This is a genomic window from Thioclava kandeliae (assembly GCF_040297545.1).
Taxonomy (GTDB): domain Bacteria; phylum Pseudomonadota; class Alphaproteobacteria; order Rhodobacterales; family Rhodobacteraceae; genus Thioclava; species Thioclava kandeliae.
Genome location: NZ_JAYWLC010000007.1, coordinates 139,604 through 152,761 on the forward strand (window position 1 = coordinate 139,604; position 13,158 = coordinate 152,761).

The window sequence follows — 13,158 nt, forward strand, 5'->3', positions numbered from 1 at the left end:
GCCGTGTTTCATCCCCGTGCGGCCCGCGCCTTTTGCAAAAGCGTGCTCACGCCCGCACTCATCGCCAATGCACCGGCCTCGATCTCGGCAAAAGGCACCATCCGCGCCTCCATCGCATCATCGCCCGCCACAGGCTGCGGGTCGTCGGCATGGCAGGCGATCGCCACCAGATAGTAATGCCATGCCACCGCGCCCGCCGCGTCCCGCGTGATGAAATCACCCGCATCGATTTGCGACCCTGCCCGCGCCACAACGCCGGTTTCCTCCCGAAGCTCGCGCGTTGCTGCCTGAGCCACCGTCTCGCCCCAATCGACCTTCCCGCCCGGAAACCCCCAGAGCCCCGCATCGGGCGGGTTACGGCGGCGCACCAGAAGCGCATGGGTCTGGGTGAGACAGACCGCGAGAACGCCCAGCCGCGGCTCGGTCATGGGGCGCTCAGCCGCGTCTGGCCGGTGAGGCGCCCCGATACCGAATAGACCAGAACACGACCATCCTCGGTCACTACGATGATCCGGTCGGGCTGCATCGTGACCGAGGCCGCCTTGGTCCCTTCGGGCAGTGAAATCGTCTCTGGCAGGGTCAGCTTATTCTCGCTCGGTTGATTGAAGCGGATGACAAGCAGCGTCACGATGGTTAGAAGGCCCGCAATCATGGTGACGGCAAGGGCTGTCACCAGCCATTTGAGAAAGCGCAGCTCTGGCAAGGGCGCGTCGGGATCGGAGATCGGATCGGACATGGAACAGCGTATCCTTCGCATCGAAATCGGGGAAGAGCCCCCTGCCGACCGTCTTGATAAGGCTTTGAGCGCACTTGTGCCAGAAGAAGAAAACCTCTCGCGCTCGCGGTTGGCGAAACTGATCGCCGATGGCGCGGTCACCCGCGAGGGCGTGGCGGTGACCGAACAGAAGACCAAGGTCGCGGCAGGCGAGGTCTACGAGATCACCGTGGAGGCCTCGCGCGAGGTCGAGACCGTGGCGCAGAAGATCGATCTGGAGATCTTGTGGGAAGATGACGATCTGATCGTCATCAACAAGCCCGCCGGCATGGTGGTCCACCCCGCCCCCGGCACGCCCGATGGCACGCTGGTCAATGCGCTTTTGCACCATTTCGGTGGCAATCTGTCGGGGATCGGCGGCGAGAAGCGCCCGGGTATCGTGCACCGGATCGACAAGGAGACCTCGGGGCTTCTGGTGGTGGCCAAATCCGATGCCGCCCATCACGGGCTGGCCAAACAGTTCGAGAAACACACGGTGCACCGCCACTATATGGCCGTGTGTCACGGGGTGCCCTCGGCAGCCGATCCGCGTCTGCGCGGTACCAAGGGTGTGAATTTCGAACAGGGCGGCGTGCTCAAGATCACCTCCCAGCTCGCGCGCCACAAAACCGACCGCCAGAAACAGGCTGTATGCTTTGACGGCGGGCGCCATGCGGTAACGCGGGCACGCACGGTCGAGGACCTGCAGGGCGTTGCCGCGCTGATCGATTGCTGGCTCGAGACGGGGCGCACCCACCAGATCCGTGTGCATATGGCGCATGCGGGCCACGGGCTGATCGGCGATCCGGTTTATGGCGGGCGGCGCAAGCTGCCGAAATCGCTGGGCGAGGCAGCCATCGATGCGGCGGCGGATTTCCCGCGTCAGGCGCTGCATGCCGCCACCTTGGGCTTTGTCCATCCGGTGACGGGCGAGGAGCTGGAATTTTCTTCGCCGCTGCCCGGCGACATGGAACAGCTACTGACCGCGCTCCGCGGAAATGTTTCAATCTGAACCGATTGGTTCACTTAAACGTCACATGATGCGCCTTTCGCTTGCAAGCGGCGGGCGCATGTTCTTTTCTATTCCCCAGCCAAAGGTCATTTCGGACCCATCGCCGCCTTTACGCGTTAAGGTTTCTGAAACGACATCTTGTAACAGATGGCCCGCCTTCCCATATCGGGCCGTCAAGACGGAAAGAAAGGGGTTCACATGTCGAGTTATACCAACCTTCCAGCCCCAAGCCCTGAACAGGGGCTGAACCGCTATCTTCAGGAAATCCGCAAATTCCCCCTGCTGGAGCCCGAAGAAGAATATATGCTGGCCAAACGCTGGGTCGATCATCAGGACGCGGAATCCGCGCACAGGATGGTCACTTCACACCTGCGTCTGGCCGCCAAGATCGCGATGGGCTATCGCGGCTATGGTCTGCCGCAGGCCGAGGTGATCTCGGAGGCGAATGTGGGCCTGATGCAGGCCGTGAAGCGCTTCGATCCCGAGAAGGGCTTCCGCCTTGCCACCTATGCAATGTGGTGGATCCGCGCGGCCATTCAGGAATATATCCTGCGTTCGTGGTCGCTGGTGAAGCTGGGCACGACCTCGGCGCAGAAGAAGCTGTTCTTCAACCTGCGCAAGGCCAAGTCCCGTATTGGTGCCTATGAGGATGGCGATATGCGGCCCGAGAATGTGGCCCAGATCGCCCATGACCTGAATGTGACCGAGGATGAGGTTATCTCGATGAACCGGCGTCTGTCGGGCTCGGATGCCTCGCTCAATGCACAGGTCGGCGCCTCGGAAGAGGGGGCCGCGCAATGGCAGGACTGGCTCGAGGACGAGGATGCCGATCAGGCCGAGGCCTATGCGGAGAGCGACGAGCTGAACACGCGCCGCGAGATGCTGATGGGCGCCATGGATGTGCTCAACGACCGCGAGAAGGATATTCTCATGGAGCGCCGACTGCGCGAGGATCCGGTGACGCTCGAGGATCTCTCCGCGAAATACGACGTCTCGCGGGAACGTATCCGCCAGATCGAGGTGCGCGCTTTCGAGAAGCTGCAAAAGCGCATGCGCGAACTGGCCGCCGAAAAGGGTATGAGCATTCCCGCCTGATCCGGCCTGATCCGGCCTGATCCGGCCTGATCCGGCACGGGGCTTTCATTAAGCCGCGGCAGTCCCCTGCCGCGGCTTTTGTATTAGAGTTCGATGGGCTTAAGCACTTCGGGCTCGATCACATCCACCCCCGGCAGGCCCTTGACCATTTCTTCCGCCGATTGCTCCAGAAGCGGGAAGGTCTTGTAATGGCACGGGATCACCGTCTTGAAATCGAAGTATTTCCTGGCCGCCCAAGTGGCCGCTTTCATATCCATCGTAAAATGGCCGCCCGCGCAGAGAATACCGATATCGGGGGCGTGGTATTCGCCCATCCAGGCCATATCGGCCATGATGTCGGTGTCGCCCGAGAAATAGATGCAGCGCCCCTCGCCCTTGATCATGAAGCCCGATTCGGTGCCGGTATAGATCGGGCCGTTCGGGCCATCCATGCTCGAGGAATGCGACGCATTGACCATGGTGACCTTGGCGCCGCCCAGATCGACGGTGCCGCCCTTGTTGAAGCCCATCGTCTCGATCCCCTCGGCCTCGGCCCAGTAGCTCGCAATATCGGCAATGCACACCACCGGAATGCCCAGCTCGCGCGCGATGGCCACGGTATCGGCGGAATGGTCCCCATGGCCGTGGCTCAGAAGGATATGGGTCGCCCCCGAGATGGCCTCGGCGCGACTGCTTTCGGGGAAGGTCGGATTGCCCGCAAGCCAAGGGTCGATCAGCAGGGTCGCGCCCTCGATCTCGAGACGGAAGCCGGAATGGCCGAGCCATGTGAGTTTCATGGTTTTCTCTCCTTTTCATGGGTCATCAGGAAGATTTCCTCCCAGACTGTAGGCGGCAGGGCGAGAAAGGGAAGAGCAAGCGCCCGATCGTGACCGCTTCTCCTTGAACGCGCGGGGTCTTGCCGCTAAACCCGTGCCAAATCCAGCGGAGAAACATATGTCCATCGACATCGATACCGCCCGCAAGGTGGCGCATCTGGCCCGCATCAAAGTGGCCGAAGACAATCTGCCCGAGCTGGCCTCGGATCTTTCCAACATGCTCAACCTCATGGAGCAGCTCACCGAGGTGGACGTCGAGGGCGTCGAGCCCATGACCTCCGTCAGCCCGCAGCGCCTCAAGCGCCGCGTCGACGAGGTGACCGATGGCAATTATCAGGACAAGATCCTCAAGAACGCCCCCGATGCCCGCGAGGGCTTCTTTGCCGTGCCGAAGGTGGTGGAATGACCCTCAATACGCTGAAAATCTCCGAAGCCCGTGACGCGCTGCGCAAGGGCGAGACGACCTCTGTCGAGCTGACCGAAAGCTGCCTGAAGGCTATCGAGGGCGCGGATGCGCTCAATGCATGGTCGGCCAAGACCCCCGAGATGGCGCTGGATATGGCCAAGGCCGCCGATGCCCGCCTCAAGTCAGGCGATGCGCCTGCCATGTGCGGCATCCCGCTGGGGATTAAGGATCTCTTCGCGGTCAAGGGCGTGCCCACGCAGGCAGGCTCGAACATCCTCAAAGGCTTCAAGCCCGAATATGAATCCACCGTCACCCAGAACCTTTGGGATGCGGGCGCGGTCATGCTGGGCAAGCTCTCGATGGATGAATTCGCGATGGGCTCGTCCAACGAGACCGCCTGCTACGGCCCCGCGATCAACCCGTGGAAGGTCGATGACAAAGCCCGCACGCCGGGTGGCTCCTCGGGTGGCTCGGCGGCGGCCGTGGCGGCAGACCTCTGCCTGGCGGCGACCGGCACCGATACCGGCGGCTCGATCCGCCAGCCTGCGGCCTTCACCGGCATCACCGGCATCAAGCCGACCTATGGCCGCTGCTCGCGCTGGGGTGTTGTGGCCTATGCCTCTTCGCTCGATCAGGCGGGCCCGATGACCAAGGACGTGCGCGATGCGGCGATCATGCTGCAGGCGATGTGCTCGCATGACCCCAAGGATTCGACCTCGACCGAAATCGCGGTGCCGGATTTCGAAGCAGCCCTGACTGGCGATATCCGTGGTAAGAAAATCGGCATCCCGCGCGAATACCGCCTCGACGGCATGCCCGAAGAGATCGCGGCGCTCTGGGATAACGGTATGGCGATGCTGCGCGATGCCGGCGCCGAGATCGTGGATATCTCGCTGCCGCATTCCAAATACGCCCTGCCCGCCTATTACGTCATCGCGCCGGCAGAAGCCTCGTCCAACCTCGCGCGCTATGACGGGGTGCGCTATGGCCACCGCGCGACATTGGGCAAGGGGGACGGCATCGACGACATGTATGCCAAGACCCGCGCCGAGGGCTTCGGCCCCGAGGTGCAGCGCCGCATCATGATCGGCACCTATGTGCTCTCGGCTGGCTTCTATGACGCCTATTACAACCGCGCCCGCAAGGTGCGCGCGCTGATCAAGCGCGATTTCGAGCAAGCCTTCGCCGCAGGGATCGACGCCATCCTCGCGCCGACCACACCCTCCTCGGCCTTCGCCATCGGCGAGATGAAGGATGCCGATCCGGTCAAGATGTATCTCAATGACGTGTTCACGGTCACCCTCAACCTTGCCGGTCTGCCGGGCGTTTCGGTGCCGGTTGGCCTTGATAAACAGGGGCTTCCGCTCGGCCTGCAGCTGATCGGCCGTCCGTGGGAAGAGGGCGAGCTGCTCAACCATGCTCTTGTGCTCGAACGTGCGGCAGGCTTCAATGCCAAGCCGAACCAATGGTGGTAATGGAGTAACCGCATGCGCGCGCCAGTTCTTGGACTTTCACTGACCCTCTCCGTGCTGGCGCTTGCCGCCTGCCAGCCGAGCGTGCCGAATTCGGCCGCCGGTGTGGGCGCACCCGCCATCGGGGGCAATGAAAGCTATCGCGATTATCTGGCGCAGCGCGAGTCGCAGCTTCAGGGCAGCACCGCCGGTTCCACGACCACCGCGGCATCGGGTCAGCCGATGTCGGCCATGGGCACGACCGCTGCGGCGGCCGCCCCCGCCAATGACCCCAACGCACAACTGGGGGCCGACACGCTGGCGGCCCTCAACGCGACGGCCCCGCAATCGGGCGGGCAGCAGGTCACCGATTACGCCCCTGCCTCCTCGCCCTATTCGAGCACCGCAACAGCGGCCGAGCGCGCAGAGGACACGTTCACCGCCCCTGCCCCCGCACAGAAGACCGCGGGCGACACCTATAGTGCAGCATCGGGCTCCGGCGGCCCCAACCTTGCCGCCTATGCGCTCTCGGTCAATAACCAGCCGGGCCAGTCGGTCTATACGCGCGGCGGGATCAAGTTCAATTCCACGACAAAGGCCTGCGCGAAATATGTCTCGCCCGACAAGGCGCAGATCGCCTTCCTGGCCAATGGCGGTCCCGAGAAGGATCCGGGCAATCTGGATCCCGATGGCGACGGTTTCGCCTGTGGCTGGGATCCGCGCCCGTTCCAGGCCGCCCGTAACTGATGACAGAGCCCTTCCCCTCGCCCAACCATGGAGAGCGACGGGAAGGTGCGCGCCCTGACCATGTCGTCCTGCATTTCACAGCCATGAAAGACATGGCCTCGGCCCGGGAGCGCCTGTGCGATCCGGCAGCCGAGGTCTCCGCCCATTGGCTCATCGGCAATGATGGCACGATGATGCAGCTGGTCGACGAGGCGCGCCGCGCATGGCATGCCGGTGTCGGACACTGGGGCGACTGTAGCGATCTGAACTCCCGCTCCATCGGGATCGAGCTCGACAATCCCGGTACACGGCCGTTTTCCCATACACAGATGGCGGCGCTCGAAGGGCTGCTGGCCCGTATCTTGCGCCAATGGCAGATCCCGCCGCAGAATGTGATCGCCCATTCCGACATGGCACCCGCCCGCAAATTTGACCCGGGTCCGCGATTTGACTGGGCACGTCTGGCCCGACAGGGGCTGGCGGTCATGCCCTCGCAACCGGTAGACGGTCTGGCACCGGATATGGCGCAATTCCTGACGCTGGCGCAGCTCTTCGGCTATACCTCGCCCGATCACGATCGTATCCTGCCTGCTGTCCGTCTGCGTTTCCGCCCCTTCCATGACGGACCGCTCGACAGCACCGATATGGGCCTGATCGCCGCCCTCGCCCGCGATTACGGGCAGGATGGCGACCAGTGGCGAGCCTGCCAGCGCGGCGCCCCTAGCCGCGCTGCGCCTCGAGGATCTGCAGGATCTCCTTGGCGGCGGTCGGGATGTTGGTGCCCGGACCGAAGATCGCCTTGACCCCCGCCTTTTTCAGGAAGTCATAATCCTGCTGCGGGATGACGCCGCCGCAGATCACGATGATGTCCCCGGCATCCTTGGCTTTCAGCGCCTCGATCAGCTGGGGCGCAAGCGTCTTGTGACCGGCTGCCTGCGACGAGATCCCCACCACATGGACGTCATTATCCACCGCATCCTGCGCCGCCTCTTCCGGCGTCTGGAACAGCGGCCCCACATCCACGTCGAAGCCGATATCGGCGAAAGCCGTGGCGATGACCTTTGCACCGCGGTCATGACCGTCCTGCCCCATCTTCACCACCAGCATCCGCGGGCGGCGGCCCTCGGCCTCGGCAAAGGCCTCCACATCACGCTGGATCTGGGTAAAGCCCTCATCCCCCTCATAGGCCGAACCATAGACCCCCGCGAGGGTCTTCACCTCGGCGCGGTGACGCCCGAATTCCTTCTCCATCGCCATCGAGATCTCCCCTACCGAGGCCCGCGCCCGCGCGGCCTCGACCGCCGCCTCGAGCAGGTTTCCCCCCTCCGCGGCGCGGCGCGACAGCTCGTCCAGCGCCCCCTGACAGGCCGCCTCGTCGCGGCTCGCCCGCATCTGTGTCAGCCGCGCGATCTGGCTCTCGCGCACCTTGACGTTGTCGATATCGAGAATATCGATCGGCTCTTCCTGCGCCAGACGGTATTTGTTGACCCCCACGATGACATCCTGACCACGGTCGATCAGCGCCTGACGTCTGGCCGCCGTCTCCTCGATCCGCAGCTTGGGCATGCCCGAGGCCACGGCCTTGGTCATGCCGCCCATCTCCTCGACCTCCTCGATCAGCTTCCACGCCTCCTCGATCAGGTTCGCCGTCAGGCTCTCGACATAATAGCTGCCCGCAAGCGGATCGATCACATTGGTGATGCCGGTTTCTTCCTGCAAGATCAGTTGGGTATTGCGGGCGATCCGCGCCGAGAAATCGGTAGGCAGCGCAATTGCCTCGTCGAGCGCATTGGTATGGAGCGATTGCGTTCCGCCCAAGGCCGCTGCCATTGCCTCATAGGCGGTGCGGATGACGTTGTTATAGGGGTCCTGCTCCTGCAAAGACACGCCCGAGGTCTGGCAATGGGTGCGCAGGATGCTCGATTGCGGGTTCTGGGGCGAAAATTCCGCCATGATCCGCGACCAGAGCGTGCGGGCCGCGCGCAGCTTGGCCGCCTCCATGAAGAAATTCATCCCGATCGCGAAGAAGAAGGACAAACGACCGGCGAATTTATCCACATCCATACCGGCGGCAATGGCCGTGCGCACATATTCGCGCCCGTCGGCCAGCGTATAGGCCAACTCCTGCACGAGATTCGCGCCTGCCTCCTGCATATGATAGCCGGAAATCGATATCGAATTGAACTTCGGCATCTCGTTCGCGGTATACTCGATAATATCCGCGATGATCCGCATCGAGGGTTCGGGCGGATAGATATAGGTATTCCGCACCATGAATTCCTTGAGAATATCGTTCTGGATCGTGCCCGAAAGCACGTCCTTGTCATGGCCCTGCTCCTGCCCCACCACGATGAAATTTGCCAGAATCGGGATGACCGCGCCATTCATCGTCATCGAGACCGAGACCTTATCCAGCGGAATGCCATCGAACAGGATCTTCATGTCCTCGACCGAGTCGATCGCCACACCGGCCTTGCCAACATCACCCACCACGCGGGGGTGGTCACTGTCATAGCCACGGTGGGTCGCCAGATCGAAGGCCACCGAGATACCTTGCTGGCCGGCCGCCAGCGCACGGCGATAGAACGCGTTGGATTCTTCGGCCGTGGAGAAGCCCGCATATTGCCGGATCGTCCATGGGCGGCCGGCATACATCGTAGCTTTGGGGCCGCGGGTATAGGGCGCGATCCCGGGCATCGTGCCCAGATGGTCCAGCCCTTCAGTATCGGCCGCCGTATAGAGCGGCTTCACACGGATGCCCTCCAGCGTCTCCCAGTCGAGACTGTCCAGAGGCTTGCCGCGCAGCTCCTTCGCCGCGAGTTCAGCCCATTCCGCTTGCTTGTCGGCCTCGGTTTTGCTGGTCATCGACCCATCCTTCCTCCGTGAGAGGCATGGCCGAATATCCTCCCGGCGCGGCACCTCCCGTTTCCATGATTGCCAGATCCCTGCGACCACGGCGCAGGGTTTCCAGCTCTGCCTGATAACGCGCGGTCATCTGACCCCGCTGCATAATGCTGAACGGCATATAGCCCCGGCCCAATTGCCCCTGAACGGCGGCGGCGGCATTCGCGCGCTCAACCGCAACGGTGAGGCCCGGCGTCAGGCTGAGTTTCGGCGCCAACCGTCGCAGAAGAATCTCGTGACGGCCCGCCATCGCCTCATGCGTCCAGACCTGAGGGCGCACCCCGAAAGCGCCCTCGACCGCATCGATCACACAGGGCCAGCCACGCCCGTTCTGCGCCAGCATCCGCAGCCGCTGGGGCGTTGCCGCCTCGCCGCCACGCACCCGCTCGACCGCCAGCATCGAGGCCCACCACGCATCATAGCGCCGGATCCCCATTGCGACGCCCGTCAGATGCGGGCCGAGCACCATTGCCACCCGTTCCAGTCGTCCGCGCGCATCGGGGTAGAGCATCCCGTAGCTCAGGCAATGCGGGATCGACCCGATGAGGTTCTCCTCGCTGATGATCAAGGTGTGGAAGCCCTGATCCTCGATCCTGTCGATCTCCATCCGGATCCGCGTGGTCGAGCGCCGCGCCGAGAGGATATCCTGCGCCGAGACCAGATCGGCGCGCTTGATCAAGCCCGAGAACAGCCCCGCCCGCGTGCGCTCCGGTCCCCAGAAAGCCACCCCCTGACGCGACAGGATGCCCGAATTCGCAAGCATCCAGTTCTGAAACGAGGTTGTGGCCGTGCGGTGGACCCCTAAATGTAGTATAACGTCCAAGAGAAAGCTCTTTCCAGAAAGCGCGTCTGGCAATGTGCCGCGACTCCACGCGGGGACAGGCCCCGAGGCCGAGTATGCGCCGCGATCTCTGGAAAACTGCTTAACGGGAGGATTTGAATTGAGTTTTAATAACGAAATCAGGGGCCGACGGGTCGCTAAACAATCTGTCGCCGGAATGACGACAATGGCACCATTCTGGTTAGCGGCATTTTTTCTTGCCTTTCCAATACACAGCGCTCTTGCGCAGGATCCGGCGCAACCGAAGGATGAACCACGTCTGGCGCAGGCCCAGCCAGTAGTCCCTTTCGCTCCGATTCCCGCAGATATGGCGAATTTGAATGATTTCGTCTGGCAGAAACGCCCCGTCGTGGTCTTTGCCGACAGCCCCGCAGACCCCGCGTTTGCCGACCAGATCGCCGAGCTGGAAGACCGCTGGCCAGAACTTGCGGCCCGAGATGTGGTGGTGATCACCGATACCGACCCCGCCACGCCCAGCGAGATCCGCCGCAAGCTGCGCCCCACGGGGTTCGCGCTGGTGATCCTCGCCAAAGACGGGACAGTGGCGCTGCGCAAGCCGCTGCCATGGACGGGGCGCGAGGTGATCCGGTCGATCGACAAGATGCCGCTGCGCCGCGAGGAGATCCGCCGCGGCGCCCTCAGCGCGGAGAGCCCCCCGCGCCTCGCAGGCATTCTATGATCGACCGTGGCGCTCATTCGAACTCCATGATCACGTCATCCACCTTCAGCGAGGCACCCGCTTCGGCATTGACCGATTTCACCACGCCGCGGCGCTCCGCGCGCAGGATGTTCTCCATCTTCATCGCCTCGACGGTAGCCAGCGCCTGACCTTCCTGCACCTCGTCGCCCGCCGCGACATTGATCTTCACGACCAGTCCAGGCATCGGGCACAGAAGCAGTTTCGAGGTGTCGGGCGGCAGCTTCTCGGGCATCAGCTGATAAAGCTCGTGCTGGCGGGGTGACTGCACCAGAACCTTCAGATCCGCGCCACGCAGCCGGATACGATAGCCCATCGAGACCTTGCCGACCTTCAGCACCAGAGGCGCCCCGTCCACCAGCAGCTCGGCCAGCTGGTCCCCGGGCGTCCAGTCCGAGCTGACACGCAGCGTGGTGCCATCGTCGAAGCCGACATCGGCCCCCGCACGATCGGCATGGATCGTCACGCGATAGGTCTCGCCCTGAAGCGTCACCACCCAGTCATCGCCCACCTTGCGCTCGTGATTGCCCAGCGTTCCGGAAATCCGCGTGCGCCGGATCTCGGCGACCCGCTCCATCGCCGCAACCGAGGCCGCCACCTGCTTGAGCATATCCGCCCCGAGCGTCACCCCCTCGAACCCTTCGGGATATTCCTCGGCAATGAAGGCGGTGGTGATATTGCCCGAGATGAATCGCTCATGGTCCATCACGGCGGCGCAGAACGGCAGGTTATGCCCGATGCCTTCCACCTCGAACCGGTCGAGCGCCACGCGCATCTCCTCGATCGCATCGGCGCGGGTCGGGCCCCATGTGCAAAGCTTGGCGATCATCGGGTCGTAGAACATCGAGATCTCGCCACCCTCGTAGACGCCGGTATCGTTGCGCACGATCCCGCCAGAGGCGGTCTGCCCCTGAACCGGCGGACGGTACCGCGTCAACCGGCCGATAGAGGGCAGGAAGTTGCGATAAGGATCCTCGGCATAAAGCCGGCTCTCCATCGCCCAGCCATTGATCTTCATATCATCTTGGCGGATCGACAAAGGCTCGCCATTGGCCACGCGGATCATCTGCTCGACCAGATCGATACCGGTGATCAGCTCGGTCACCGGATGTTCGACCTGCAGGCGGGTATTCATCTCGAGGAAATAGAAGTTCTTGTCACCATCGACAATAAACTCGACCGTCCCAGCCGAAGTATAGCCCACCGCCTTGGCCAGAGCGACGGATTGCTCGCCCATAGCCCTGCGGGTCTCGGCATCGAGGAAGGGCGAGGGCGCCTCCTCGATCACCTTCTGGTTCCGCCGCTGGATCGAGCACTCGCGCTCGTTCAGCCAGATACCATTGCCATGCGCATCACAGAGCACCTGGATCTCGATATGGCGCGGCTGGGTGACGAATTTCTCGATAAAGATCCGGTCATCGCCGAAAGAACTGGCCGCCTCGTTCTTGGAGGACTGGAACCCCTCTCGGGCCTCCTGCGCGTTCCACGCGATCCGCATCCCCTTGCCACCGCCACCGGCAGAGGCCTTGATCATCACCGGATAGCCGATCTCTTCCGAGATCCTCACCGCCTCCTCGGCATCCCCGATCAGTCCCATATAGCCCGGAACCGTATTGACCCCCGCCTCCTGCGCGATCTTTTTCGAGGTAATCTTGTCGCCCATCGCCTCGATCGCCTTCACCGGCGGGCCGATAAAGGCCACGCCAGCCGCCTCCAGTGCCTCGGCAAACTTGGAGTTCTCCGACAGGAAGCCATAGCCCGGATGCACGGCCTCGGCGCCGGTCTTGGCGATCGCCTCCATGATCCTGTCGATCACGATATAGGACTGGTTGGCGGGTGGCGGGCCGATATGCACCGCCTCATCGGCCATTTGCACATGCAACGCCTGCGCATCGGCATCCGAATAGACGGCCACCGTCTGGATGCCCATCTCGCGTGCGGTCTTCATCACGCGACAGGCGATCTCGCCACGGTTGGCAATCAGGATCTTCTTGAACATCGGCTTTCCTCCCTCGGGGGGAAGGCAAGCCCGCGGGCCCGAAGGTCAGCCGCGGCCTTCCCTCCATCCCACTCTGTTCCTTCTGTCATCCGGCACGAAAAACGCCACCGGAGCGCATGGCACCGATGGCGTTTCCCGAATAGTCCTACGGCACGGACGGCGAGCGTCCGTGTCGCGAAACTCAGTAGCTGCGCGAGCAGACACCCGCGTCGTCGCAGAGCGCACCTGCGCCCGCGCCAAGTGCGGCACCTGCAACAACGTTATTGTCGGTCGCGTCGGCAACGAGCGCGCCTGCACCTGCGCCCACGAGCGCGCGGCCACCATCGCTGTTGAGGAAGCCGCCATTGCCATAACCGTTACCCGACTGGCAGCCTGCGAGTGCTGCGGTTGCGCCGAGGATCGCGACGAGAATTGCCGATTTACGCATAGGATTTCTACTCCGTGAAAAACTGTGTTCC

Annotated in this window: 14 protein-coding genes; 7 read left to right on the top strand and 7 right to left on the bottom strand. The window is 63.1% G+C overall.

Features of this window, described 5'->3' with window-relative positions; translation table 11 throughout:
• Positions 1 to 8 precede the first annotated feature (8 nt).
• The gene (locus VSX56_RS10860) at positions 9 to 428 is read right to left on the bottom strand and encodes an NUDIX hydrolase (RefSeq protein WP_350937020.1); all 420 of its coding nucleotides are present in this window, start codon (positions 426 to 428) and stop codon (positions 9 to 11) included.
• Positions 425 to 736, bottom strand: coding sequence for a DUF6476 family protein (locus tag VSX56_RS10865; protein WP_350937022.1), 312 nt, complete (start codon positions 734 to 736; stop codon positions 425 to 427). The genes VSX56_RS10860 and VSX56_RS10865 overlap by 4 nt, the downstream gene beginning before the upstream one ends.
• On the opposite strand from VSX56_RS10865, the gene VSX56_RS10870 reads away from it, so the two are divergent.
• The gene (locus VSX56_RS10870; RefSeq protein ID WP_350937024.1) at positions 735 to 1,766 is read left to right on the top strand and encodes an RluA family pseudouridine synthase; all 1,032 of its coding nucleotides are present in this window, start codon (positions 735 to 737) and stop codon (positions 1,764 to 1,766) included. The genes VSX56_RS10865 and VSX56_RS10870 overlap by 2 nt on opposite strands.
• A gap of 198 nt (positions 1,767 to 1,964) precedes the next feature.
• Positions 1,965 to 2,861 carry an RNA polymerase sigma factor RpoH gene (rpoH, locus tag VSX56_RS10875; protein WP_339113186.1) on the top strand — a complete coding sequence of 299 codons (897 nt, stop codon included), beginning with the start codon at positions 1,965 to 1,967 and terminating at the stop codon, positions 2,859 to 2,861.
• Positions 2,862 to 2,944: 83 nt separating this feature from the next.
• Here the strand turns inward: rpoH and VSX56_RS10880 are convergent, their stop codons facing one another.
• Entirely contained in the window at positions 2,945 to 3,637 is a 693-nt protein-coding gene (locus VSX56_RS10880) for a metal-dependent hydrolase (protein WP_339113187.1), read from the bottom strand.
• A gap of 157 nt (positions 3,638 to 3,794) precedes the next feature.
• Between VSX56_RS10880 and gatC the strand changes: the two genes are divergently transcribed.
• Genes gatC through VSX56_RS10900 form a run of 4 tightly spaced genes read left to right on the top strand, consistent with a single transcriptional unit; the run spans position 3,795 to position 7,062 of the window.
• On the top strand, positions 3,795 to 4,082 hold the full coding sequence (gene gatC / locus VSX56_RS10885) for an Asp-tRNA(Asn)/Glu-tRNA(Gln) amidotransferase subunit GatC (protein ID WP_339113188.1): 288 nt from the start codon (positions 3,795 to 3,797) through the stop codon (positions 4,080 to 4,082).
• Positions 4,079 to 5,557 (top strand): Asp-tRNA(Asn)/Glu-tRNA(Gln) amidotransferase subunit GatA, encoded by a 1,479-nt coding sequence (gene gatA / locus VSX56_RS10890; RefSeq protein ID WP_350937028.1) that lies wholly within the window; start codon positions 4,079 to 4,081, stop codon positions 5,555 to 5,557. The genes gatC and gatA overlap by 4 nt, the downstream gene beginning before the upstream one ends.
• Before the next feature lie 12 nt (positions 5,558 to 5,569).
• Positions 5,570 to 6,280 (top strand): hypothetical protein, encoded by a 711-nt coding sequence (locus VSX56_RS10895; protein WP_339113190.1) that lies wholly within the window; start codon positions 5,570 to 5,572, stop codon positions 6,278 to 6,280.
• Positions 6,280 to 7,062, top strand: coding sequence for an N-acetylmuramoyl-L-alanine amidase (locus VSX56_RS10900; protein WP_350937030.1), 783 nt, complete (start codon positions 6,280 to 6,282; stop codon positions 7,060 to 7,062). Before VSX56_RS10895 ends, VSX56_RS10900 begins: the two co-directional genes overlap by 1 nt.
• Here the strand turns inward: VSX56_RS10900 and scpA are convergent.
• Positions 6,980 to 9,124 carry a methylmalonyl-CoA mutase gene (scpA, locus tag VSX56_RS10905; RefSeq protein WP_350937033.1) on the bottom strand — a complete coding sequence of 715 codons (2,145 nt, stop codon included), beginning with the start codon at positions 9,122 to 9,124 and terminating at the stop codon, positions 6,980 to 6,982. The two genes, VSX56_RS10900 and scpA, sit on opposite strands and share 83 nt — an antisense overlap.
• Positions 9,081 to 9,926 carry a hypothetical protein gene (locus VSX56_RS10910; RefSeq protein ID WP_350937035.1) on the bottom strand — a complete coding sequence of 282 codons (846 nt, stop codon included), beginning with the start codon at positions 9,924 to 9,926 and terminating at the stop codon, positions 9,081 to 9,083. The genes scpA and VSX56_RS10910 overlap by 44 nt, the downstream gene beginning before the upstream one ends.
• Positions 9,927 to 10,311: 385 nt before the next feature.
• Here VSX56_RS10910 and VSX56_RS10915 point away from each other — a divergent pair, with 385 nt between their 5' ends.
• Complete coding sequence (locus tag VSX56_RS10915; RefSeq protein ID WP_339113194.1) at positions 10,312 to 10,683, top strand: DUF4174 domain-containing protein; 372 nt, start codon at positions 10,312 to 10,314, stop codon at positions 10,681 to 10,683.
• Positions 10,684 to 10,696: 13 nt separating this feature from the next.
• Here the strand turns inward: VSX56_RS10915 and VSX56_RS10920 are convergent, their stop codons facing one another.
• Positions 10,697 to 12,700, bottom strand: a complete 2,004-nt coding sequence (locus VSX56_RS10920; protein ID WP_350937038.1) for an acetyl-CoA carboxylase biotin carboxylase subunit — start codon at positions 12,698 to 12,700, stop codon at positions 10,697 to 10,699.
• Positions 12,701 to 12,881: 181 nt separating this feature from the next.
• A complete protein-coding gene (locus tag VSX56_RS10925; RefSeq protein WP_339113196.1) occupies positions 12,882 to 13,127 on the bottom strand; it encodes a hypothetical protein in 246 nt (81 codons plus the stop codon).
• Positions 13,128 to 13,158 lie beyond the last annotated feature (31 nt).